This window comes from Streptomyces sp. NPDC001270, assembly GCF_042896695.1.
In the GTDB taxonomy this organism is placed as follows: Bacteria; Actinomycetota; Actinomycetes; order Streptomycetales; family Streptomycetaceae; genus Streptomyces.
Genome location: NZ_JBIAXM010000005.1, coordinates 156,900 through 178,891, shown reverse-complemented (window position 1 = coordinate 178,891; position 21,992 = coordinate 156,900). Strand labels below are relative to the sequence as shown.

Annotated in this window: 18 protein-coding genes; 11 read left to right on the top strand and 7 right to left on the bottom strand. The window is 69.1% G+C overall.

Going from position 1 to position 21,992, the window contains the following annotated elements:
- Nucleotides 1-36: 36 nt before the first annotated feature.
- The 4 genes from ACFY2B_RS10780 to ACFY2B_RS10765 all read left to right on the top strand — a co-directional run bounded on the left by ACFY2B_RS10780 (nucleotide 37) and on the right by ACFY2B_RS10765 (nucleotide 4,405).
- Nucleotides 37-1,233, top strand: a complete 1,197-nt coding sequence (locus ACFY2B_RS10780) for a DegT/DnrJ/EryC1/StrS family aminotransferase (RefSeq protein ID WP_390762799.1) — start codon at nucleotides 37-39, stop codon at nucleotides 1,231-1,233.
- A 14-nt stretch (nucleotides 1,234-1,247) separates the two neighbouring features.
- Entirely contained in the window at nucleotides 1,248-2,399 is a 1,152-nt protein-coding gene (locus ACFY2B_RS10775) for a hypothetical protein (protein WP_390762798.1), read from the top strand.
- Nucleotides 2,396-3,331: a TIGR03621 family F420-dependent LLM class oxidoreductase gene (locus ACFY2B_RS10770; protein ID WP_390762797.1), complete on the top strand. Its 936-nt coding sequence runs from the start codon at nucleotides 2,396-2,398 to the stop codon at nucleotides 3,329-3,331. The genes ACFY2B_RS10775 and ACFY2B_RS10770 overlap by 4 nt, the downstream gene beginning before the upstream one ends.
- Before the next feature lie 78 nt (nucleotides 3,332-3,409).
- Entirely contained in the window at nucleotides 3,410-4,405 is a 996-nt protein-coding gene (locus tag ACFY2B_RS10765) for a glycosyltransferase family 9 protein (protein WP_390762796.1), read from the top strand.
- A 237-nt stretch (nucleotides 4,406-4,642) separates the two neighbouring features.
- On the opposite strand, the gene ACFY2B_RS10760 is transcribed toward ACFY2B_RS10765, so the two are convergent.
- From ACFY2B_RS10760 to ACFY2B_RS10745, 4 genes are all read right to left on the bottom strand, one after another.
- A complete protein-coding gene (locus ACFY2B_RS10760; RefSeq protein ID WP_390762795.1) occupies nucleotides 4,643-5,620 on the bottom strand; it encodes a bifunctional heptose 7-phosphate kinase/heptose 1-phosphate adenyltransferase in 978 nt (325 codons plus the stop codon).
- A complete protein-coding gene (locus tag ACFY2B_RS10755; protein WP_390762794.1) occupies nucleotides 5,613-6,566 on the bottom strand; it encodes an adenylyltransferase/cytidyltransferase family protein in 954 nt (317 codons plus the stop codon). The genes ACFY2B_RS10760 and ACFY2B_RS10755 overlap by 8 nt, the downstream gene beginning before the upstream one ends.
- Before the next feature lie 82 nt (nucleotides 6,567-6,648).
- Nucleotides 6,649-7,446: an ABC transporter permease gene (locus tag ACFY2B_RS10750; RefSeq protein ID WP_390762793.1), complete on the bottom strand. Its 798-nt coding sequence runs from the start codon at nucleotides 7,444-7,446 to the stop codon at nucleotides 6,649-6,651.
- Nucleotides 7,439-8,485 (bottom strand): ATP-binding cassette domain-containing protein, encoded by a 1,047-nt coding sequence (locus tag ACFY2B_RS10745; protein ID WP_390762792.1) that lies wholly within the window; start codon nucleotides 8,483-8,485, stop codon nucleotides 7,439-7,441. Before ACFY2B_RS10745 ends, ACFY2B_RS10750 begins: the two co-directional genes overlap by 8 nt.
- 196 nt (nucleotides 8,486-8,681) lie before the next feature.
- Between ACFY2B_RS10745 and ACFY2B_RS10740 the strand changes: the two genes are divergently transcribed.
- Nucleotides 8,682-9,449 (top strand): ABC transporter permease, encoded by a 768-nt coding sequence (locus tag ACFY2B_RS10740; protein ID WP_390762791.1) that lies wholly within the window; start codon nucleotides 8,682-8,684, stop codon nucleotides 9,447-9,449.
- Nucleotides 9,450-9,451: 2 nt separating this feature from the next.
- Here the strand turns inward: ACFY2B_RS10740 and ACFY2B_RS10735 are convergent, their stop codons facing one another.
- Genes ACFY2B_RS10735 through ACFY2B_RS10725 form a run of 3 tightly spaced genes read right to left on the bottom strand, consistent with a single transcriptional unit; the run spans nucleotide 9,452 to nucleotide 12,666 of the window.
- Nucleotides 9,452-10,108: a CatB-related O-acetyltransferase gene (locus ACFY2B_RS10735; RefSeq protein WP_390762790.1), complete on the bottom strand. Its 657-nt coding sequence runs from the start codon at nucleotides 10,106-10,108 to the stop codon at nucleotides 9,452-9,454.
- An 8-nt stretch (nucleotides 10,109-10,116) separates the two neighbouring features.
- On the bottom strand, nucleotides 10,117-11,637 hold the full coding sequence (locus tag ACFY2B_RS10730) for a glycosyltransferase family 32 protein (protein WP_390762789.1): 1,521 nt from the start codon (nucleotides 11,635-11,637) through the stop codon (nucleotides 10,117-10,119).
- 36 nt (nucleotides 11,638-11,673) lie between these two features.
- Nucleotides 11,674-12,666: a glycosyltransferase family 4 protein gene (locus tag ACFY2B_RS10725; RefSeq protein WP_390762788.1), complete on the bottom strand. Its 993-nt coding sequence runs from the start codon at nucleotides 12,664-12,666 to the stop codon at nucleotides 11,674-11,676.
- Nucleotides 12,667-13,198: 532 nt separating this feature from the next.
- Between ACFY2B_RS10725 and ACFY2B_RS10720 the strand changes: the two genes are divergently transcribed.
- From ACFY2B_RS10720 to ACFY2B_RS10695, 6 genes are all read left to right on the top strand, one after another.
- On the top strand, nucleotides 13,199-14,257 hold the full coding sequence (locus ACFY2B_RS10720; RefSeq protein WP_390762787.1) for a LacI family DNA-binding transcriptional regulator: 1,059 nt from the start codon (nucleotides 13,199-13,201) through the stop codon (nucleotides 14,255-14,257).
- Between the two features lie 43 nt (nucleotides 14,258-14,300).
- A complete protein-coding gene (locus tag ACFY2B_RS10715) occupies nucleotides 14,301-15,461 on the top strand; it encodes a glycosyltransferase family 4 protein (RefSeq protein WP_390762786.1) in 1,161 nt (386 codons plus the stop codon).
- Between the two features lie 115 nt (nucleotides 15,462-15,576).
- The gene (locus ACFY2B_RS10710; RefSeq protein ID WP_390762785.1) at nucleotides 15,577-16,779 is read left to right on the top strand and encodes an MFS transporter; all 1,203 of its coding nucleotides are present in this window, start codon (nucleotides 15,577-15,579) and stop codon (nucleotides 16,777-16,779) included.
- A gap of 508 nt (nucleotides 16,780-17,287) precedes the next feature.
- Nucleotides 17,288-18,733, top strand: coding sequence for a hypothetical protein (locus tag ACFY2B_RS10705; RefSeq protein WP_390762784.1), 1,446 nt, complete (start codon nucleotides 17,288-17,290; stop codon nucleotides 18,731-18,733).
- Between the two features lie 186 nt (nucleotides 18,734-18,919).
- Nucleotides 18,920-20,473: a GMC family oxidoreductase gene (locus ACFY2B_RS10700; RefSeq protein ID WP_390762783.1), complete on the top strand. Its 1,554-nt coding sequence runs from the start codon at nucleotides 18,920-18,922 to the stop codon at nucleotides 20,471-20,473.
- A gap of 122 nt (nucleotides 20,474-20,595) precedes the next feature.
- Nucleotides 20,596-21,924, top strand: coding sequence for a glycosyltransferase family 4 protein (locus ACFY2B_RS10695; protein WP_390762782.1), 1,329 nt, complete (start codon nucleotides 20,596-20,598; stop codon nucleotides 21,922-21,924).
- Nucleotides 21,925-21,992: the final 68 nt, after the last annotated feature.

Below are 21,992 nucleotides of genomic sequence, written 5' to 3'. Positions count from 1 at the left end.
GCTGTCATGGATCGGAGGGCTCCTGGGATGGACAGCATGAACTCCGTTACGGCCGACTCGACCCCTGCTCACAGCGGTGGCCGTCCGGTGCGGCCCGAACCCGTCGCCTGCACGGTGCCGGCCGACGACGTCGTACGCGCCGAGGTCGAGGAGCTGATGGCGAACGGCCTCCTGTCGGACTGGTACGGGGGGCCGCAATCCCACCGGTTCGAGCAGGCGTTCGCGGCCTACCACGGTCCCGACACCCACGCGGTCGCCGTGAACTCCGGTACCAGCGCCCTGCACCTCTCGCTGGCCGCAGCGGGCGTCGGACCGGGGACCGAGGTGATCGTGCCCGCGCTGTGCTACGTGGCGGCCGCGGCCGCCGTGGTCCAACTGGGCGGGGTTCCGGTCATCTGCGACGTCGAGCCGGACAGTCTCACCCTTGACACCGCACGCGCCGAAGCCTTGATCACCAGCAGGACCAGGGCGATCCTCCCCGTCCATTTCTGGGGCTATCCCGCCGACCTGGTCACGCTGCGCGAGGTGTGCGATCGGCACGGCCTCGCGCTCGTGGAGGACGCCGCGCAGGCCCCGGGCGCCACCGTGGGAGACCGGAAGGTCGGAACGTTCGGGGAGTTCGCCACGTACAGCCTGGGCGTGCGCAAGCACGTGGCGTGCGGCGAGGGCGGAGTGGTGCTGGCCAGGACCGCGAGCCGGGCGGACCGGATCCGCAGCCTCTGCAACTCGGGGAAGGGGCCGGGATGGGACGACTACCTGACCCTCGGCTACAACTACCGGATGGTCGAATTCTCCGCCATCGTGGCCAGACGCGGCCTCGAAAGGCTGGACGAGGAGATCGCCGCCCGCCGGCATGCCGCGCACCTCTACCGAGAAGGACTGAAGTCGACGGACCTCACACCGGTGGCCGAGCCCCGGTGGGGACGCTGCGTCTACTTCAAGCTGCCGATTCTGCTTCCGGAGGAAGGCGCGGAGCGCCGCCGGGCCGTCGTGGACGGCATCAACGCCGAGAATGTGAGCTGCCGCATTCCGCATCGCCCGTTGTATTCCATTCCATGGCTGCGTGAATACACCGAGGAGCACGGGGTGTATCCCGGAGACGGTGGGTGGCCGGTCGCGCGGGCCGCCCACGCACGGCTGATCGAGGTCGAGACCGGTCCGAATCTGCCGGCGCACGAGGCGGCGAAATCCGTCCACGCGGTGCACCGGGTGTGGAACTCGTTCACGGACTGAGGAGTGCGTCGGCTATGGCGGGAATGGTACTGGCCGCGGTCAGCGACTTCGGCTGGGGCAGCATCGGCAAACTGCGCCTGATACTGGACCGACTGGGCGGTGTTGACGTCGCGCTGGACGAGGCGACGGCGTCCTGGGCGAATTCCGGTGAACTCCTCGGAGCGCGGCACCGGGTCGCGGGGCACCGGGACCGGCGCGACGCGGCGGTCGCGCTCGTCATCAACGATCCGAGGGCCGCCGACGAGATCAGCGACATCGGCGTACCCGTGGTGTACGTGGACAGCCTCCCCTACCTGTGGACCCTTCCGTCCGAGATACCCCGGCGGGCTGCCCTGCACTGCGCGCAGCGCAGCCCGCTCGCCGAACTCCCCGCAGGAAGCCCGCTGCACGGGCGGCAGGACCTGCGGTGGATCGAACCCATCGTTCCGCCGGCCCGTCGGCGCGGCGGCCGGGGCGAGGGGTGTGTCGTCAATGTGGGGGGAATGCACAGCCACCTGGTCGGGGGCGCGTCGGACGCCTATCTGCGGCTGGTCGTGATTCCGCTGGTCGAGCGCCTGGTGGACGGCGGGCACACGGTGTCGGCCGTGTGCGGGAACCTGCCGGACTGGGCGTGCGCGCGCGTGACCGGACTGGTTCCCTCCACGACGACGATCGGAGTCCACAGCGGGCGCCGATTCGAGGAGATCCTGAGCCGTTCCGACATCCTCTTCACGTCTCCGGGCAGCACCACGATGCTCCAGGCGGCAGCCGTCGGTATCCCGACGGTCCTCCTTCCGCCGCAGAATCTCAGCCAGATCCTGCACCCACGCATCTACCTGACGCCGTCGCGCAGCGTTCTGCACTGGCCGTCCGGCGTGCTCGATCCGGAAACCGTCGAGAAGCTGCGGCCTTCAGGAGAGGACGCGGTCCTCGAATACGTCTACGAATCCATCGTGGCAGCGGAGAAATCGGTGTCCGCGGGGCGGGAACTGAACGACGCGATCGACAGGTCCGTCGCGCTGGGTTCGGACCATCGCCCGCCGCTCGACATCGAGGAACTCGGCACGGGCGGCGCCGGCCAGGTCGCCAGGGTGATCAGACAGGCGCTCCTCGCTCCCTTGCCGCGTCCACGGACGGCCCACCGCCGTCAAGCGCCGCCTGCCGTCGGCGGGACCGTGGGCGCATGAGCACCTCGTATCCGGGGGACACCCTCACGTTCGCCGTCCAGGCGGCCCCGTCCCGGCAGGCCGGCTCCTGGACGCGCCTCGCCCGGGACGCGGAGGACCTCGGCTACCGGGCGCTGCTCGTCCCCGAGCACGTCGGCAGCGGCGGACCGCTCGTGGGCATGGCGGCCGCGGGCGCGGTGACGACGTCGCTGTCGGTCGGCTCACTCGTCCTCTCGGCCGACTTCCACCACCCGGTACTCCTCGCCGAGGAGTTCATGACGCTCGCCGCCCTGATCGGCGGACGGCTGGAAGTAGGTCTCGGCGCCGGGTGGATGCGCCGCGACTACGAACGCCTCGGACAGACCATGGATCCGCCCGGCGCGCGCATGGCGAGGCTGTCGGCCTTCGTCGACGCGTTCCTGTCCCGGTGCGACGGAAGAGGCTACGAAGGACCTCACCACCGTTTCCCCGCCGCGGACGTCCAGCCCGCGGCGGCCGGCTGGAAGCCGGTGATCGTGCTGGGCGGCGGCGGCCGCCGCATGCTGGACCTGGCGGTGCGCCGCGCGGACATCGTCAATATCGGTGCTCCGATGACGACCGGGCTGCGGAACGCCCCGCTCGGACCGGAGGCGACCCACCGGGCGTTCGCGGACCGGGTGGCGCGCCTCGTGCGGACGGCACACGAACTCCGCCGGTGGCCGCGCCTGCAGTGCCTGGTCTACGAGACCCACGTCACCAGCGATGCCTGGGCTTCGGCGCGCGGCGTCGCGGACGGGTTCGGGATACCGGCGGACGAGGTGCTGGCGTCCCCGCTGACGCTGATAGGAAGCGTTCCGGAGCTGTGCGACAAGATCCAGCAGTGCCGCGAAACCCTCGGCATCACCTACTGGGTGGTGAAAAGCCCGGCGATGTATGACTTCGCCCCCGTCGTCGCCAGGCTGCGCGACGCGTGAACGACACCTCGCCCCTGCCCGCCGACGTGCTCCGCCCCGAGGTCCCGCGCCCGTCCACGGCATCGAAAGAGGAGGCCCATGCCCCGCACGCGGAAGACGGTCCTGGTGGTGCGGCACAACGCGCTGGGCGACCTGATCGTCGCCCGTCCGGCCCTCCTCGGGCTGCGACGTCACTTCCCGGACCATCGGCTCGTCATCACCTGCCCGAGCAGTCTGGTGCCCCTGGCCGACCACTTGGGGCTCGCGGACGACTACCTGACCGAGACCGCGGACACGGAGTACGACCCCAGGGAGCACGAGACGCTCGACGGACCGATCCTGTCGCGGCTCGCCGGACACCTGTCGGTGGCCGACGCCGTCGTCGCGCTGCGGGTGCCCCAGCGCCCGTTCTGGGACGTCCTGACGGAGCACGCTCCGAGGCGGCTCGTCGCCTACCGGCACTCCGGGGTGCGACGCACGGACGGCTTCCCCGAGTTCACCTTCGAGGACCACATCCTGCTTCGGTGGAGGCGGATGCTGGCCGCCTTCGGAATCGTCGCCGACGACCAGGACCTCCACTTCGACCCGCCCGTGGGCCGACGGACCGGCTCCGGACACACCCTGGTACACATCGGTGCGGGCAGCCCCGCGCGGCGGTGGCCGCTGGAACGGTGGGCGGTGGTGATCCGCCACCTCCACAGCCGGGGACACCACGTCCTCCTGACGGGGAGCCGAGCGGAAGCAGCCGACATCGCGGCCCTGCGTACGCTGGCGGACCTGCCCGCCGAGCGTGACCTGGCCGGGACCACCGACGCGCTCGAACTCGCCGCGCTGGTGGGCACGGCGAGACTCCTGGTCTGCACCGACACCGGCATCAGCCAGATCGCCACGGCGCTCCGGCGTCCGTCGGTCACCCTGTTCGGCCCCACGCCGCCCCAATGGTGGGGGCCCGCCACGCCCTCACCCCTGCACGTCACGCTCTGGAAGGGACGGACCGGCGACGCCTATGCGGACCACGTCGATCCGGGACTGCTGGACATCGGGGCACAGGAGGTGATCAGCGCTCTGGACCTGCTGCCGGGCGAGCGCGCCTGAGGGCCGGCGGCAGGCGCGGGGCGTCCTGCGGACCGTGGAGCGTCACGCGGGCCGGCGCTGTCCCGTCGTAGCACCCCCCCCCGGGCCGCGACGGCACCCCGGCACCCGCCCTGACCGCGGCCCGCCGGGTGGGCCCGGTCCGGGTCAGCGCCCCGACGCTGTCGGCGTGGACGGCGGCCACCGTGGCGGCGGAGTCCAACAGCGTGCCGGCCATGTCCCGCACCACCCGCCGGCCCGTCACAGCGGCACACCGAAACGGCGCGCGCCCTCGCACATGTCGGCGGGGGTGACGGCGTATTCCCAGCGGCCCACCACGAGCGCACAGGCGATGGAGGCGAGGCGGGCTCCGTCCGACGGGGTGAGCCCGGCCGTGAGGGACAGCGCGAGGACCGCCGCGGCCACGTCTCCGGCACCGGCGACGTCGACCGGCTCCTGATTGAGCGCGGGGAGGTCTTCGACGTGTTCTCCGGCCACGACGGTCATGCCGTCCGCCGCCCTGGTGATCAGCAGTGCGGAGAATCCGGCCGTCGCGCAGAGTCGCCTGCCGGACCGGTGGGGGGTGTCCGCGGAATAGCCGAGGGACGCGCAGAAGGCCGCGAATTCCCGCTGGTTGGGTGTGACGGCCGTCGCCCCGGCGTAGACACGGGGATCGGGTCTCTTGGGGTCGACCACGACAGGAACCGACCTCGCACGGGACACGTCGATGACCGACCTGATCAGGTCGGGTGCGCAAACGCCCTTGGCGTAGTCCGAGACGAGCACGGCATCGGCGGTGTCCAGCGCCGCACGCAGCAGCTCCCGAAGACGCCGGGCGTACGGCGGGGGCAGCACCGTCGTGGACTCACGGTCGACCCTCAGCAGGTGCTGTCCGTTCCCGACCATGCGCGTCTTGAGGGTCGTGGGCCGGTCCGGTGTCCGGATCAGCCCCGTGCGGATCCCCGCCCGGCCGAGCAGCTCGCTGATCAGCCGGCCCTCTTCGTCCTCGCCCACCGTGCCGAACACCTCGACCTGCGCTCCGAGCGCGGCCGCCGCCTGCGCCGCGGCGGCGGCGCCGCTGGCCCGCTGCCTGGTCCGCTCCTGACGCAGGACGGGTACCGGCGCCTCGGGGGATATCCGTTCGACGGTGCCGTGCGTGAACGCGTCGAGGATGAGATCTCCCACGACGACCAGGCGCTTGCCCGCGACGGCGCGCAGCGCCGAGCGGAGGTCAGGCACGGGTCGTCCGGATCTGCTCGGCGAGCAGCGACGTCGACAACTCGGGAATGCGGGGCAGCAGCCGAACCCGCCCGCCGTACGACTCCACCACCTCTCGCTCCGGCATCGGAAGGTAGGCGTAGGAGTCGTCCTTGACGCAGACATCGGGACGAAGCGCCTCGATCTCCGGCAGGGGGGTGTCCTGTGCCATCGCCACCACGTGATCGACGGCGCGGAGCCCGTGGAGGACGGCCGTCCTGCTCGCGAAGGGGACGAACGGCCGGTCGGGCCCTTTGAGACGGCGTACCCAGGCGTCCGTGTTGACGCCGACGATCAGCACGTCACCCAACGCGCGCGCCATGTCCAGGAATCCGATGTGCCCGGCGTGCAGGAGGTCGAAGCAGCCGTTCGTCCACACGACCGTCCGCCCGCGGGCCCGCCACTCGCCGCGCTGGTCCACGAGGTCGGCGAGTCGCACCGTCGTGCCCGCCGCGAGCTGTCCGGGAGCGAGGCCGGCGCGCATCAGCAGGGCCTCCAGGACGGTTCGGTGGGTCGCCCCCCGGGCGGAACGGCCGTCCGCCACGACGAGCACGGTGACCGCGGCCCGCGCATGCGGTTCCGCCGGACCACCCGCCGCCGACAGCAGGACACACGCCGTACCGGTCGCGGCGGCGTGACGAAAAGCCGGGGACACGGAGTCATCGGCGTCGTCGGCGGCCAGCCCCACCAGTACGTCGCTTTCGCCGAGTGGATCCATGTCCCCGCCGTACACACGCACGTGCGGTGCCTGTGACCGCAGGCCGCTCTCCGCGAGCAGGAGCCGGATGGGGGGACTGGCGGCGACGGCGCCGCACAGGACCAGGCTCCCTCCCCGGCGTGCCGCGTCCCGGGCCAATTCCGCGGCTCGTTGGAGGTCGGTCAGATGCTCGCGCACGACGTCGTCGAATGTCGGATTCGGCAGTGCCACTCTCCGGCTCCTCCTGGTCGGCCCGCCCAAGGTCCCGCGGGCCCAGTGTGGGCGGTGTGCTCCGGCTTGCCAAGACGCCGGTTCACGCCCCGTCCGAGGAATACCGCCGTAGGCCCCGGAACCACAGCAGGCGATAAACCATGAAGGCGATCACCGACCACACGACTCCCGTGGTCATTCCGGCAAGTCCCTCGGAAACGGTGGCGTGCCCGGCCAGGATCTCCACCGGCGTTCCGAAAGTGGCCTCGAAGGGAAGTACCGACGCCGCGGTGCGCACCCAGTCCGGCATCATTTTCAACGGTGCCACGGCACCCGCCAGGATGTATCCCACTCCCACCCAGAGTTGGGCGACACGTTGCACCTGCGTCATCCAGAAAGCCAGCATTCCGACCGCGCTCGCCATGAGGAAACTCAAGGTGAAACCGATCAGAATGGACACCGGTGCCATGAGGAGCGTGACCGTTCGACGGCCGTCGTCGGCCGTGAGGAACACCACGACGGCCAGGAGCGGTATTCCGAAGAGTCCGGCGAGCCCGCGCCGGCACAGCTCCGAGCAGTACAGGTAGTGGCCGGGATCCCGCGGTCGCAACAGCTGCGCGGAAAGGTTCCCCAGGCGGATCGACTGGTCCCACGCGCCCGTCACGGAGACCGTGGTGACCTGGCTCACGACGGCCGCGGCGAAGTAATAGGTGATGAAGTAGGTGGCGTCGAGCCCGGCGACCGTGCCGCCGCGCTGACGCGTGACCTGGAGCCACACCCACATCAGGAGCAGCGGGAACGTCAGGCTCACGAGGTTGAGCCAGACACGGGCCCGCCGTGTGACGGCCATGCGCCAGTACACCGGGAGCAGACCGCCGTAGAGACGGGTGAGGTCACGCACGAGGGCTGCCGCTCGACGCGCCGCGCGCGGGGTCGTCCGGCGCCCGGCCCTCCATGATCAGTTTTCTGAGCACCTCCTCGACCGCGGGGGGCTCGACGACCAGGTCAGCTATGTTCCATTCGCTCAGCAGCCGGGTGACCACCGCCGTGACCAGCGGACGAGGAACACGGACACACGTCTGGTCGCCGTCCCGCCAGGTCGTGCCGGTGCCCTGGAAGAACGAGGCCGGTGGTTCGCCGGCGGCACGGAATCTGATCACCACTTCCGGGGCCAGTTCTTCCACCAACTGCCCGAGATTCCCCTGGTACCGGACGCGCCCGCCGTCGATCAGCATGACGCGGTCCGCGACTTCCACGATGTCGGTCATGTCGTGGCTGGTCAGCAACACCGTTGCCCGGTGCCGTTCCCGGTAGTAGGTCAGGAACCGGCGCACCGCCTGCTGCCCTTCCACGTCCAGACCGAGCGTCGGCTCGTCGAGGAAGAGGACCGCGGGCTCGTGCAGGAGAGCGGCGGCCAGTTCGCAGCGTCCGCGTTCGCCGAGGCTGAGTTGCCGCACTGGCTTTCCGACCAGGTCCGACAGCCGGAGCACGTCCGTGAGTTCGCCGAGGATCCTCTCGAACCGCTCGGAAGGAATGCCGTAGATGGCCTTGTTCGCAAGGAAGGTGTCCATGGCCGGCAGATCCCAGAGCAACTGGTTGCGCTGGCCCATCACCATGGTGATGCGTTTGAGGAGGCCGGCCGCCCGTTTGTGGGGGGTCTGACCGAGAACCCGCACCTGGCCCGCCGTGGGACGGAGAAGACCGGAGAGGCACTTCATCACGGACGTCTTGCCCGCACCGTTGGGGCCGAGGAATCCGACGATCTCCCCGGCGGCGATGTGGAAGGTGACACCCGAGACGGCGTGGACGTCCTTCGTGGTGGTGCGGGGGCGCCGTCGGCCCGGGACCTCTTCACGGGTGCGGACCCGGTACCGCACGACGAGGTCCTCCGCGCTGACGCAGTGCTCGCCGTGGTCCGACCTGTGCTGTCCGGAGGTCAATCCCGCTCCCTGAGTGACGACTGCTGGACGAGAGGACGATTACGGCCGGCCGGAGAGTGGCAGCCTCTGCCTGAGGACCACCGGGCCAAGGCGGCGGCCGGGAAAGGAGGATACCGAGAGCATGCGCGGTGTTCGGCTGACCGGCGGCTGCGGAGGCAGGGTCCGAACGGGAAGAATCGGTGACTACGCGCGGGCGATGCGAGCCTTCCACCGGGACTCGGCAGCCGCCGAACTGACGTATCGGAGCAATCTGGTCGCCGGAATCGTCCTGAGCCTTTTCTGGCTCGTCTGGGCCATGATCACCCTGCGCGTCTTCTACGATCACGTCGCCGTGCTGCGCGGCTGGAGATATCAGGACGCGCTCCTGGTGCTCGCCTTGTTCTTCAGCGTCAACGGCCTGCGGCAGGCATTGTTTCAGCCGAGCATGCTGCGCATGACCGAATACATCGAGAAAGGCACCCTGGATCTTTTCCTCACCAAGCCCATCAGTACCCAGTTCCTGGTCAGTTTCCGGTACGTCAACCCAGTGGCCTGGATCGACTGCACCTGGGGCGGTGCTCTCGCCGTCTACTGCCTCGCCGGCCGCGACCCGGTCCCTTCCGCCGCCGATCTCGTGCGGGGCGTACTCCTCCTGGGCACCGCCGTGGTTCTGCTGTACTGCCTCAGTTTCGGTCTGCAGACCCTCACCCTCTGGACCGCCAATTCTCGCGAACTCAGCGACATCGTCGCCGGAATCATCGACATCGCGCGGTTCCCGATCCCCCTGTACGGGCCGCTGGTGAGTTTTGTCTTCACCACCGTGGTGCCCGTCGCCTTCTTCACGACCGTGCCCGCACAGGCCCTGATGGGACAACAGGGATGGCGGACCGTGGCCGTGGCCATCGGTGTTGCGGGTGCCGGCCTGCTCGTCACCCGTCTGCTCTGGACCGCGGCCCTCCGCGGCTATCAGGGTGTCAGCAGTTGACGTCACTTCCCGGGACCGCCACCGCTGTCACCGCCGTACTTGGCGATGAATGACCCCACGTCGTAGAAGTCCTGGGCCCGGCTCCGGATCAGCTCGTCCGGCCAGTCCCACCACTTGATGGCCGCAAGCCCCTCGCAGGTCGCCTCGTCGAAGCGATACCTGATCCGACGCGCGGGCACACCACCGACCATGCCGTACGCCGGAACGTCCTCGTGGACCACGGCCCCCGCGGCGACCACCGCGCCGTCCCCGATGGTGACACCCGACAGGATCGTCGCCCCGTGGCCGATCCACACGTCATTGCCTATGGACACAGGGCCGCGCGAGTGGTCCTTGGGCCCGCCGGACAGCAGGTCCAGGTACGAGGAGGTCGTCACATGGCCCGTGGGATGGCTGCCGCCGACGATGATGGCGGTGTCGTCCGCGATCGAGCAGAAACTGCCGATGGTGACGCTCTGACGCGCCCAGCCATACACGCGCAGCCCGTTCGCGTAACTGTGCCGGCCCATACTGACCCGCGCGTTCCCGAAGATCGCGCACCTGCCGGGATCGGTCTGTTCCCCGATCTGGCCTCTGCGCCAGCGGAAGACGAAGTCGAAGAGCCTGGCGGACAGTCCGTCGAGCAGCCTGTCGATCCCGTCGGCAACGCGCTTCACCATGCCACACCTCAGCTTCCCGGCCGTGGGTCGGTCCGACGGTCGCGCAGTCTTCCGGCGACCGCGAGCACGTCGTCGGTGCCTCGTGGTTCGAGGTGGCTCAAGGCCCAGTGGTGGACGGCCACGGCTGACTCACCGACTTCCGGGCGGGGGCTCCGGTCGTTCCAGGCCACCGGGTAGAAGACCGCCGGCTCGAAGAGGCGGACGGACGGGAACTCGGCCAGGACCCGGCTGAGCATGAAGGGACCGGTCGCCTCGACGGGATTCTTGCCCAGCCCGACCAGATCGCGCGCCTGTTCCCACGCGAACCGGTAGGCGGGGTGGCCCTTCGCCGCGCCCAGGATGGCGTTGCCCACCCAGCCGGGCCGCTCCAGTCCCGCGAAGGCCGCCACGCCGTCCAGCAGCGGATCGAGAGGGGAGAGACACTCGAAGTCCATGTCCACGTAGACGCCTCCGAACAGCGTGAGCAATTCGAGCCGCACCACGTCCGCCTGCTCGGCGAAGTACCGCGCACGGTGGAGCACCGGTGCGCTTCGCAACGGCGGCAGATTGTGCTCGGTCCACAGCCGGTACACCCAACCCGGGTGGTGGTTCCGCCAAGTCCCGGCGTACCGCCGGAAGTCCTCGGGGACAGGCCGTCCTCCGAGCCAGACCTGGTGCAGGATCCGCGGGATGACGTGCGGCTGCGGACGACGGCCGAGACGATCCTCCACCGTCGTCTCCCGCCGGCGTCGGGAGGCCGGCAGGCCCGGCATGGTGAGCGCCCGCAGTTCGTCCCGGGGATCCCGCAGGCAGGCCGGGGCGGCGGCGGTGTCGCCGGACGGGGCAGGTGCTCGGGGCACGTGGGGCACGAGGCGCGACACGTGTTCCCTGTCGGGGCGGGGAAGCGGCTCGGCCGCGGACTCCGCGGTGCGCTCGGGGAGCCAATAGGGGAATCCGCCCCACTCCCGGTCGCGGTCGGCGGTACGGAGCACGTCCTCCCGCAGCGCCCGCCGCCAACGGTCCACCCACGTGCTGAGCACGAGGTCGAGACGGCACACCACGTGGTCGGCGGTGCGTTCCACGGGATTCCTGGAGACACGTGTGCGCCACAGGCGGGGCTCCGCGGCCCGGGACCAGGTCTGTCCGGTGAGCCATCGCTCGCCGTCCGGGTGGACCGTCCGGCAGTTCAGGAGCCACCGGTCGACGTCCTCGGTGCGCAGCAGCCCTTCGAGGTCCGCGAGCAAGGCGTGACCGAGGACTTCGTCCGCACGAAGAACCAGCACCCAGTCGGTACCCGGCACCGCACGTCCGAGGAATTCCACCAGGTCCCGCCTCGGCGGCAGGCGTACGACTCCGTCGTAACCGGCCGGGACCGCCGCTCGGCCCTCCTCGCCGAGCGGGTCGTCGGTGCCGAGGCTGTCGGTGCCGAGGTCGTCGGCGCCGAGCAGGAGCAGTACCCGCCGCGCCGGGATCCCGGCGCGGGCGAGCCGGGGAGAGTACGGCCCGCTCGTCCGGCCGCGGGCGTCGATGACCAGTGACAGGCTCGGCATTTGGTGCCCTCGGTCGCTCATGTCGGCCGCCGGTGGTCAGGCCGGCCGGGTGTGAGCCAGCGCCTGGAACGTCCGCTCGTACCGCTCGACCATGGTCGTCGCGGAGAACAACCGGTCGGCTCGCTGCCGGCACGCCGCCGGCGACAACTCCTTCAGTCGGGGCACCGCTTCCACCATCTCGCTCAGCGAGTCGACCACGAACCCGGTGACGCCGTCCTCGACCACTTCGGGAACGGCTCCCTTCGAGAGGCCGAGGACGGGTGTGCCGCACGCCATGGCCTCCACCATCACCAGTCCGAACGGCTCCTCCCACTGGACGGGGAAGAGCAGGCCCGCGGCCCGCCCGAGGACGTCCGTCTTCTGGGCGTGTGAGGGATTCTCGATGACTTCCTCGTCACCGCTCAGTACCGGGACGACGTTCCGTTCCCAGTGGTCCCGTTCCTGCGGCTCCTCGCACTTGATCAGCATCTTCAGCCGCCGCCCCGCACGCCGGGCCACCTCGACGGCCTGCTCGGGCCCCTTCTCGCCGGCCGCGCGTCCGAGAAAGACGAGGAAGTCCTCCTTCTCGGACCGGAACGGATGGATGTCCATGTCGATGCCGTTGTGGATGGTCGCGGCCCAGGACACATCGGGGTTGACCCGCTGCTGCCGTGCACTGATCGCGATGCGGTGCAGCCGGTCGCCGACGAGGGTGTGCAGCCTGCGGTTCCCCGTGCCCCAGGGCAGATGCATTGTCGTCACGATCGGGGTCCCCGAGCCGAATGCTCCGAAATACGGGCCGAACCAGCTGTGATCGCTCATGACGTCGAACTCGCCGCTGCGCAGAAAAGCAGCCGTCTCGTGATACATCTCGTCCGCGACGAGACGTTTTCCATCCCAGCCCGGTGCCTCGGCGAGTACGTATTCGAGGCTCGCCGACGTCTTGGAATCTCCGCTCGCGAACAGGGTGACGTCGTGGCCGCGCTCCACCAGCCCTTCCGACAGCAGCGACACAACTCGTTCGATCCCGCCGTAACCTTTGGGGGGCACGGGCAACACGACGGGGGCCACCACCGCAATCCGTAACCGGTGCGACGCACGCATTCTTTCGCTGTCTCCCATCCATGGGGACCATCTGAATCGTGGCAGTGACCGCATACAACCGGATCAACGGTCGTCCCCGCAAGAGGGCCCGCAAGAGGGCCTGGGAGCAGGGCTGCGGATGGTTTGTCGTGGATGCCAGGTTGGCGTGCGATGCCCGCCCTTCGCCGCCGGACCGACGACCTGAGCTTTCCTCACCAAGAGGGCGGTGGCGGGCAGGGACTCCCGAACGCCCCGCTCCATCACGCCGGACGTATGGGCACGGTCGTATGCACCCGGTCGTATGGGCGCGGTCGTGCGGGCACGAGCGTATGGATACGGTCGTACGGGCACGGTCGTATGCGCGCGACGCAGTCGAACTCCCGTAGCAGTCGGCCGGGTTGACGGAGATCGACGGCATTGGGATCATGAGAAATGATCTGGGCGTTCCGGCAATGAGGCAAATCCACTTGTTTTGTGTCCGGCATCGTAAGTAGGGGGAATGGTGGCGCACAAGTCCAATTCGAGTGCGCGGCGCGGCGGAAAGCCTGCCACTTTGGCATTGGTCGCACAGCATTCAGGGGTCTCACCCCAGACGGTGTCGAACGCGCTGAATTCCCCGGACCTGCTTGCGCCGGAGACCCTGGCGCGGGTCCGCAGATCCATCGACAAGCTGGGCTACCGGCCGCATCAGGCCGCGCGTTCACTGCGGACCAAGTCCAGCCGACTCATCGGATTCGAAGTCCAACTGTCCGCCTACGGTGTCTTCGGGCCCGTGTCGGAGCACTTCCTCCATTCGGTGTCGGAGTCGGCGAGCGAGGCCGGATACGGCATCCTCCTCTTCACGGCGTCCGCAGGCGGCGACGACGAAACAGAGCGCTATGCGGAGCTGTTACGTGAGCGGTCCGTCGATGCCTTCATCCTGACCAACACCCACCGGGGTGACCGCCGCCCGGGCTGGCTGCGCAAGCGCGGCATTCCGTTCGTCCCCTTCGGCCGCTGGTCGGCCCGGGACACGGAGGACTGGATCGACGTGGACGGCGCGCACGGGACGGCGGCGGCCGTCGACCACTTGGTCGGCCTCGGACACCGGAAGATCGCCTTCCTCGGCTGGCCCCGGGGTTCCGGTGTGGGCGACGACCGGGCACTCGGCTGGCGCGAGGCGATGCGGCGGCATCAACTCTCCGTGCGCGGTCTACGGGTGAGCGCGGTGGACGACGTCGACGCCGCGCGGGATGCGGTCGAAGGACTCTTCCCGGCAGGTGTCACCGCGGTGGTCGCGGCGAGCGACACACTGGCCCTCGGCTGCTACCGGGCGCTACGGGAGAGCGGCCGGACACCCGGTCGCGACGTCGCCGTCATCGGTTTCGACGACTCCGCCGCTGCGGGGCTGCTCTCGCCCCACCTGAGCAGTCTCCGGCAGCCCCTCCGGGAGGTCGGACGCTCCTGCGTGCACCTGCTCCTGGACCGGATCCGGGAACCGCAGCGGGACCCGGAACACATCCTTCTGAAACCAGAGCTGATCGTCCGGGAAAGCGCGTCGCAGAGCGTGTCGAACTGACCGGCGGGGCCCGGGGCCGAGCCCGCACTCCGGAACGTCCCCCATGCGCCGCAGCTGGCTTCCGCCAGATCCGACGGCCTTGTACGGCGGGCTTCGACCAGCCCGCCGTGTTCATTCCAACTCGGAGGGCAGAACCATCAGCACTTCGCTTCCCAGCACCCCGTTGAAGATCGCCGTCGTCGCACCCGTCATCCTTGCCGTGCCTCCCTCGGGATACGGCGGAATCGAGCGCGTGGCATGGTCGCTGACGGAAGGACTGGTGGGCCGCGGTCATGACGTGACGCTGTTCGCCAGCGGCGACTCACGGACCAAGGCGGCCCTCTCGGCGGTACGGGACACCGCCACGGGGTGGGACGCGGCCGACATCCCCGCCGAGGAGATGTACCACGAAGCCGCGGCGTACTTGCGGGCCGCGGAGTTCGACGTCATCAGTGACCACAGCTGGTTCGGTCTCTACCTCGGGGCCCTCGTCTCCTCGACGACGCCGGTGGTGACCACGCTGCACGGGCCCTGGGTGCCCGACGTCCGCCGGCCCCATCAGCTGATCGGGGACCGCATCCACCGGGTCGCCATCAGTGATCACCAGCGCGGGAGCAACCCGGACGTCCGCTACGCCCGCACCATCCACAACGGCATCGACCTGGAGCACCATCCCTACCGTGCCGACAAGGAGGACTACCTCGTCTTCCTCGGACGTACGGCGGACGAGAAGGGGCCGGAACAGGCCGTCGAGGTCGCCAAGCGGGCCGGTCGCCATCTGAAGATGCTCATCAAACGTGATGAACCCGCGGAGGTCGAGCACTGGGAGCGGTTTGTCGCGCCGGTGCTGCGCGGCGACGAGGAAGTGATCGACTCCCCGTCGCACGAACAGAAGGTGGATGTCCTCGGCCGGGCGGCCGGCCTGCTCTTCCCCATCCAGTGGGACGAGCCCTTCGGCCTGGTGATGGCGGAGGCCATGGCGTGCGGAACGCCGGTGATCGCCCTCGCCCGGGGATCCGCACGCGAGGTCGTCGCGGACGGGGTCACCGGTTTCGTCGTCGAGTCGCTCGACGAGATGGTCGACGTGGTACCGCGCCTCAAGGAGATCTCTCCCGCCGCGTGCCGGGAACGCGTCGAGCGCATGTTCTCCGCGGAAGTGATGGCGGATCAGTACGAGGATCTCTTCCGGTCGCTCGCCGGGTCGACCGGGTCGACCAGGGCATGAGGGCCGGTCAGGGCACGGGCGGTCACCGCAAGCGCGGTCACGGCACGTGCGGTCACGCCTCGCGCACACCCGGGCAGGACGAACCCGGGCAGGACGAGCTGTGAGGCCCGGCATCATGACCCGGGATTTCCGGCGTCTGTGGTTCTCTTTCACGCTCTCCACGGCAGGTACGGGCGTCTCCATGGTCGCCTTCTCGGTCTACCTCCTCGACGAGTTCGGCGCCTGGGCCGTGGGTTCCTTCATGGCCGTGCTCGCGTTCGCCCGCCTGATCCTGCTGCCCTGGGGCGGAGTGCTGGCCGACAAGCGGTCGCGGGTCGGTGTCATCCGCACCGGGTACGGCCTGTCCGCGCTGGGCACGTCGTTGATCGTCCTGATTCCGCACCGGGGCATGGGGGTCATCCTCGTCTCCGCCTCACTTCAGGGCGCGGGGTACGCGCTGTTCTCGCCCGCGATCCGCGCCCTGCTGCCCGAACTGGTACCGCTGGACCTCCTGGAGCGGGCGAAAGGCAGACTCACCGCGACGGACGGCCTGTTCGCCCTCGTCGGGCCGGCCATCGGCGGCGCCGCCGTGGCGTATGCCGACGCGCAGATCGTGCTCGTCCTCGACGCCTGCTGCTACGTACTGGCCATGCTGTCCTTGCCGGCTCCGGCCCGGCCGCCGTCCGGTGCCGCGGCGCCGAAGGGTTCGAGGGCCGGCGGTCTCCGGGAGTCCGTCCGGGCGATCACCGAGGTCCCCTGGGTCACGTATGGCATGGCGCAGGCAGCCGTTCAGATCCTCCTCGGCTTCGCGCCGGGGAGTGTGCTGATCAGAATTGTCGCGGAGGAGAGGTACCACTCCGGAGGGCTGGGCATCATCCTTTCCGCCTCCGGTGGCGCTGGGCTCGTCGGGACGCTCATCGCGGCCCGATGGGTGCCGCGGATGCCGGGGTTCGTCGCCAATCTGGGCTTCGTGAGCTATGCGTCCGTGGAATTGTGCATCGGATTCCCGGTCCCGCTACCGGTATTCGTGGCCAGCGTCTTCATCGCCGGGGTCGGGATCAGTTTCCATGGCATCTGGTGGTACGCGGCCCTCAGCAGAAATTTCCCGAACGCCATGCTCGGCCGGGTCAGTTCGGCCGACGAGTCGGTCACGGGTGCCCTGGAGCCGGTCGGCATGGCCCTGGCGATTCCCGCGGTCCACCTCATCGGCATCGAGGCGGTCGGGCTGCTGGGCGCCCTGGCATTCGTCATCGCGCCGCTGGCGGTGCTTGCCGTCAGAGATTTTCCCGGCTACGGAAGGCGGCCGGGAACCCCCCGTACCGAACTGAGTCCGCGTTAGCCCGACGAGAGCCGATCGACGTGCCGTCGTGGGCGGGCCCGCTCTCCACCGGTTCAGCTCGGTACTTACGGTTCTGGATGCGGTTCCGCGATCCGTGTGACGAACAGCGATGCGGTGCGGATTTCACCTTATTTGCGTGAAGTTCTCACACGAGGCGTCTCGTTTGAGACAGGGGCCCTGGCTCGAAACGAGTCATGATTGTGGCTCTCTTGACACTGTCCGAATCACCGCCGTAGCTTTTGAGCACTCACGACCCGGTGCTGACTTCGCCGTTCCTGCTCCAGGCGCAGTAGTACACCCGATATTACGTGTACTTGACTCGTCCGTCGTCCGTCCATGGTTGTCCGGGAAATTCTCCGTTGACTGAGTGGCGCGCGCACCGAATATCGTCTCTGCTCCCACGAAAACTCTGAGACCGTCCGATCGCGTCTGTCGACACGCCCTTGTCCGGGCCGCTCACACGCGTCCTGCTCCGTGCCGTCGACTTTGACAGGAATGAGGGTTTCTCATGAAGTTGGCTCTGATCTCAGGGGACGGGCTACCGGTGAGCGGTCTGCTCACGATCTTCAGGAACGTGGTGGAGGCAGAGCTTCCGAACGACACCCTGGACCTTCCGGTCGTCGCGGATCTGGGCTTCTCCTGGCGGCCGGACAAGAGGAACTTCTTCCCTCGGGGACGCGAGGACGCCGGCTATCCGTCATGGATGAACGTCAGCACTGCCGTCCCCCTCGGCGCGGACCGGGACGAACTGGAGCACGCGCTCACTTCCATACGGGGTGCCGTTGCACGGGCGGACAGCCTGGACGACCGGGAGACCGCCGAACTCCGGCGCCTCGTGGAGTCCATCGCCGAACCCTACGAGGACTACTTCGCGGAGTGGTTCGAGGAGCATGACGTCGACTGGGTCTGTGCGGTCAACATGACTCTCTCCGACGCCGTTCCGGTGACGCTCGCCCTGCACCGTGCGGCGGCCCGGCGGTGGCCGGCCGACGCCTCCGGTGGGGTGATCTTCTGGGATCACGACCTGTTCGGGAGCTATGCGGTCTTCGAAGAGGGCGCCCGGGTCTACCCGTCGAAGCCGAACCGGTTCACGCCGCTGCCCGGATCCCACCCCTGCCACCGATGGGCGGTCGTGTCCCCGGGCCTGGCCGCGGAGGCCGCCCAGTACCCCACGGGGCTCAGCGCCACGACGGTGCCCAACGTGCTTCCGGCCCTGGGCTCGGGTGAACTGGAAAAACGCCACGACGCCTTCCGTGAGCAGCACGGGCTGTCCCCGGACCGGCCGCTGCTGCTCGTACCGGTGCGTGTCTTCCAGGTCAAGGGTGTCGAGATATCCGTCCGGATGTTCGCGGAGATCAAAAAGACCTGTGCGGCACGTAAGCTTCCCGTTCCCTACCTGCTGGTGTTCGGCAGTCTCGACGAGGATCCGCCTTACGCAGCCCAAGTCGTCTCCCTCGCCCGGCACCTGAACGTGCGGGACGACGTCGTGTTTCTGGACGGGGTGCCGCTGTCGAGCCATCAGGACACCGCGCTCCGCTGGCACCTCGACGAGGTCGATCTGCTCCGGCTGTGCCGGGCCGGCGGGGGAGCGGTGCTCTTCACGCCGAACACCGCTGACGTCGAGAGCGTCGGTCTCGGACCGGCCCTCGCGGCCCTTGCGGAAGTGCCCTGCGCCGTCACCGAGTACGCGTGTTTCGAAGACATCTACGGCGTCCAGAGCGGCTGCGTCAAAATCACGGAAACTGCGGAACTGATTGTTCCCGCGGAACGGTTGGTGAGTCTGATGGTCCGCAATTCCGAGGGTGATCCCGCGGTGCGGGAGATTCTGCGACGGGACAGGGAACAGGTGTTGCGCTCGTTCGACCCGCAGCCGTGGAAGGAGCTTTTGAGGGAAATCTCCGAAGAAGAGCGCCGCGTCGAAGGGTACCGCGATCTGTCGGCAAGGACGACTTGACACGGGAGAGACCTACGGCGCAGCCGCCGGTTCCGCAGGGAAGGACGGAGTGATCAGCCACTTCCAGGAACCGATGCCCAAGGCAGCCGTATCGCACTGACGGCGAAAGGACGGCACACAGCCCACTCGGTTCGGACGGACCGGCCGACGTGGATGCTCCACGATTCTTCGACGGAAGGTTACGACATGCCGCAGAAAGCGCCCCTGGGCCCGGACCGGATCCGTACCTGGGACGAATTGCCCGACCACGTGGACGTGCTCATTGTCGGAGGCGGTCTCGCGGGTCTCGAACTGGCGAAGCACCTTGAGCTTTCCGGCGCCGAGGACGTACTGGTCGCCGAGGCGGGTGCGCACGGTGACCTCGACCATGTGTACGCCGCGAATGACGCCGCTTCCGCCGACACCATCTGGACCGATGAGACCGCCGACGAGTACTTCGTCCAGTTGTGGAATTCGGCCACCGAACCCCATTTCTCCCGGGGCTCCGGGATCCGGCGCCGGCTCGGAGGACGCTCCCTGTACTGGCACGGTGTGCTGCTGCCGGTGGAGGAGTGGGCCCTGGCGGATCCCGCCTGGCCGGAGTCAGTGGTGAAGGAACTCACCGACTCCTGGCAGCACGGCCCCTCGCTCTACGCGCGCGTGCGATCGGACCTGACGGCATGGAGCGAGCGGGCGCGGTGGCGGACTCCGGTGGGCGAGAGCGTGGAGGTCGGACGCTTCCGTCTGGTCGAACCGCCCCGGGCGGTCCGCCAGGCGGATGCCGACGGCGCGCGCTGGGAGGCGTACTCGCCCCTGTCGCACTGGCTGGAGAAGACGGGGGGAGAGAACGCGGCAGCGGCGAGCGCCGGTTCGGTCCGTATCGCCACGGACGTGGAGACCATGGCCGTACTGGTCTCCGGGGGGACGGCTCAAGGTGTTGCCGTGCGGCACCGGGTCAGCGGCGAGCAGAGGAGGATCACGGCGCGGAAGGTGGTGCTCGCCGCGGGGACCGTGGAGAGCACCCGCCTGGCCGTCCAGGCGCTCCACCAGGCCGGCAGGCTGCCGCAGAGCCGCCTGACCGGACTGGTCGACCACATCGTGCAGGGTTTCAATGTCACCCTCCCCGCCGACAGCGTGCCGCCATGGCTGCACCGGCGAGCCCGGAAGAGCGTGTTCGCGTTCGCGCCGGGAAGCGGCCCGTCCCGCTCCAACCTGTTCATCCAGCTCGATCCCACCGCGGAGGGAGACCTACGGCTGGAGGCCTGGGTCACCGGGGAACAGATCCGCTCCGCTCAAGGAGTGGTCTCCTGCACCGCAGGCGACACCTGGCCCTGGCCGGTGACGATATCGACCGGGCTCGACACGAGGGATGTCCTGACCGTCGAAGCGCAGCGGGACGAACTCCAGCAGTTCTGGTCGGACTGGTGTGCCGAATTCGGGCTGAAACCGGGTCCGTTGGAGTTCGACTTTGACTTCCTCGACCCCAGCCGCACCCTGCGGTCGGTGCGCGATGTGCTGCGGAACGGAGGGTGGGACGCCGCTGAGGGCCGGCCGGTGACGTGGTCGAGCCCGCTGGGGACCGAGGAGCACGAAGGCGGGACGCTCGCGATCGGTGACGTACTCGACGAGCGGCAGGAGTTCATCGGGCTGACAGGTCTGTTCGCGGTGGGCCCGGCCACCATTCCGCGGCAGGGGGCAGCCAACCCTTCGATGACGACGCTGGCCCTGTCCAGGCGGCTCGCCGCGCTTCTCATGGAATGAGCGCCTCTTGTCCCGGGCGCTGACGACTTCGAGAGCCAATACTTCTGGGGGCAGCGGTGAGCTTTTCAGGGCATGCGGGACCGCGGCGGACAGAAGCGAAAGGCCCGCGCGGACGGTTGAGGGTGGGAGTCGTCCACGCCGCGTTCGAGGGTATGCAGATCTTCCTCGGCGGCGTCGGGACCGCGATACGCGGACAGGTGGCGGCCCTGCCGAAGGTGCAGCGGGAACTCCGCCACCACGGAGTGGACCTCGTCCCGCACTTCATCGAGATCGCGTATCTGCCGACGCATCCGCACTATGACGCGAAGTCGTTCGCGCGCCACCGGGAACTGGTCGCGGAGACCGGAGGGACGTTCTCCGTCGTTCCCAGCGGGACCACGGGACTGGCAGCCGATGCGGTCTGGGGAGACGCGGGACTCGGCGAACTGCGGAACTGGCAGATCGCGTCGGCGGCCCTGGCCGGCCGGCTGATCGACCTCGCCGCTCGACACGACCAGCTGGTCGCCTACTGCCATGAGCCCGTCTTCGCTTTCGCCCCCCTCCACGCCTCGCTCCAGTGCGAGGCCGCCGGGGTCGGTCTCACCGCGGTCTACGTGTCCCACGCGACGGCCTACGCACATGAGATGCCGCTGCCGAATCCCGACCGTCTGATGGCGGAGTCGCTGCCGGTGCACTGGGCGAAGATGACGCCGCGCGTACGGCTCGGCGCCATCAGCAGACACATGTCCGACCATCTGATCAGAGAGTACGGTGCGCGCGCGGAAACCTTCGTGCCCGCCGGAAACGGCGTCGACACCACCGATCACTGGTACCGGCAGCGGTCGCGTGCCGAACTGACCGGGCTGCTCACCCGGCATGGTGTCCCGGTCGACCGGGACCTGCTCGTGACCTTCGGGCGCGGCGTGCCCTACAAGCGTCATGACATGCTGATCCGAGCCGCCGCCGAGATCCGCGGCTCGGCGCATCCGGTCGTCATGAGCGATCCGGACCTGCCCGAGCTGCGGCACCTGGCGGAGCGCCTCCAGGTCGACGCCACTCTCATCACCTCCTTCGACCGCGAGCTGATGGCGGCTCTCCTGCAATGGGAGCGAACCAGAGCCCTCACCCTGTCGGCGCGGAACGAACCATGGGGGATGATCCCCATGGAGGCGAGGCTCCTGGCCAGGGAGAGCGGAGCCCTTCTGATCGCGGCGGATTCCGGCGGTTTCACCGAGCAGATCGACCAGGGCGTCGACGGCTTCCTGCACGTCCCGGACGACCCTTCGGATCTCGCCCGGGTGATTGACCGAGTGCTCGGGCTGACCGAAAGCGAACAGAGATCCGTACGACGGCACGGAGCGGAACGCGTACGGAACGAAGAGAGCTGGCCCAAAAAGATCATTGAGTCTCTGCGGGCGGTCGTCCCGGAGATCGACGCCGCGGCGGATGCCGTCCTGGACGCGCTCACGTAGGCGGCTCCGCACGGTGGCCACGGCCGTACCCGGCGAGTCACCGCAGGACCCGAGTCCTGCTCGGACAA

Excerpts from the sequence above, each read along its gene's own strand:
- ACFY2B_RS10735 (WP_390762790.1), bottom strand. The coding sequence starts at position 10,108 with ATGGTGAAGCGCGTTGCCGACGGGATCGACAGGCTGCTCGACGGACTG.
- ACFY2B_RS10700 (WP_390762783.1), top strand. The coding sequence starts at position 18,920 with ATGCCGCAGAAAGCGCCCCTGGGCCCGGACCGGATCCGTACCTGGGAC.
- ACFY2B_RS10710 (WP_390762785.1), top strand. The coding sequence starts at position 15,577 with ATGACCCGGGATTTCCGGCGTCTGTGGTTCTCTTTCACGCTCTCCACG.
- ACFY2B_RS10770 (WP_390762797.1), top strand. The coding sequence starts at position 2,396 with ATGAGCACCTCGTATCCGGGGGACACCCTCACGTTCGCCGTCCAGGCG.
- ACFY2B_RS10775 (WP_390762798.1), top strand. The coding sequence starts at position 1,248 with ATGGCGGGAATGGTACTGGCCGCGGTCAGCGACTTCGGCTGGGGCAGC.
- ACFY2B_RS10715 (WP_390762786.1), top strand. The coding sequence starts at position 14,301 with ATGCGCCGCAGCTGGCTTCCGCCAGATCCGACGGCCTTGTACGGCGGG.
- ACFY2B_RS10780 (WP_390762799.1), top strand. The coding sequence starts at position 37 with ATGAACTCCGTTACGGCCGACTCGACCCCTGCTCACAGCGGTGGCCGT.
- ACFY2B_RS10730 (WP_390762789.1), bottom strand. The coding sequence starts at position 11,637 with ATGCCGAGCCTGTCACTGGTCATCGACGCCCGCGGCCGGACGAGCGGG.
- ACFY2B_RS10765 (WP_390762796.1), top strand. The coding sequence starts at position 3,410 with ATGCCCCGCACGCGGAAGACGGTCCTGGTGGTGCGGCACAACGCGCTG.
- ACFY2B_RS10705 (WP_390762784.1), top strand. The coding sequence starts at position 17,288 with ATGAAGTTGGCTCTGATCTCAGGGGACGGGCTACCGGTGAGCGGTCTG.
- ACFY2B_RS10740 (WP_390762791.1), top strand. The coding sequence starts at position 8,682 with ATGCGAGCCTTCCACCGGGACTCGGCAGCCGCCGAACTGACGTATCGG.
- ACFY2B_RS10720 (WP_390762787.1), top strand. The coding sequence starts at position 13,199 with ATGGTGGCGCACAAGTCCAATTCGAGTGCGCGGCGCGGCGGAAAGCCT.